The following is a 1074-nucleotide window of genomic DNA, read 5'->3' on the forward strand; positions in this document are numbered from 1 at the left end:
TGCTGCTGAAGCGGGCGAGCCATCTCCTGATTGCTCAGCCGAAGGTCGGCAAAAGCTCCTGGGTCCTGGGGCTGATTGCCGCCTGGAGCCGCGGGGAGACCTTCCTGGGGCGAGCCTTCACTGAGCCATGTCCTGAGGTGGTCCTGGTGTGGCCGGACCAGGGCGAAGGCGACGTGGCGCGGATGCTCGCCGCGGCCGGTCTCCTCGGGTCTGATGGGTGTGTGCGGGCGCCGATCGTGGCGCTCTGGCACGCCGGCCGGCCGCTTCACCTAGACGAAGAAGGGATCGCCACCATCGCGGAGGAAGCCACTCGCCGGCCTGGTTGCCTGGTCGTGGTGGATAGCTACGCCGCCGGGACCAGGGTCATGGGCCTGGAAGAAGCGAGCGCGGAGTTTGCCGGACCGTTGCAAGGCCTAGTGGAGGAGGTGGACCCGACTGGAGCCACCCTCCTAGTTGTGCATCACGCTGGCAAGTCGCGAGCCGGGGAAGGGCCAGCGGCACTCAGCCGGGGGACCACCGCACTTCCGGCCGTGCCATCCATGCTCCTGGCATTGGGGAAAGTGAACCCAATTGACCGGGAGGATCAGCGGCTCCTACTGATGGTCGAAGGCCGCGGCGGACCACCGGAGACCCTGGCGATCGTGCGGGATGGGGACCGCTGGACCAGCTGCGGCACCGGGGAGGAGATCGCCGCGGAGGTGCGCCGGGAGGCCGCACGGGAGAAGCTCACGCCGCGACAGGAGGCCGCCCTGGAGGTGGTTGAAAGGCGATGGGGTGATGGCCAGGGCGAGAGCACGGTGGCCGACCTGGTGGCCGATCCAGATTGCGAGTTGGAGGGGAAACATGCCGGCCGCCTTGGGCGGAAGGTGCTCCAGGCTCTTGGGCGCATGCGGCTGGTCCGGCTGCGGAAGGTCGGCACCGGCATCAGCGCCCGACCATGGAGCGCCGACGGTCCGCAAGGTCCCCTCTCGGCAGCAGGTCCGATCGGCCTGGCTGGTCCGCAGATCAGCCAACTTGACGGACGTGGGGACCAGGAGGACCAGGAGGACTCACCTGGCGGGGAGGACCTAGGGG

General features: G+C 68.9%; 1 protein-coding gene. It reads left to right on the forward strand.

Annotated features, from left to right (window positions below; genetic code table 11):
- The coding region (locus AC01FP_RS17745; protein ID WP_474482068.1) for an AAA family ATPase at window positions 1–1074 on the forward strand (1074 nt) is incomplete at both ends.

It is taken from the genome of Cyanobium sp. NIVA-CYA 375, from assembly GCF_056108345.1.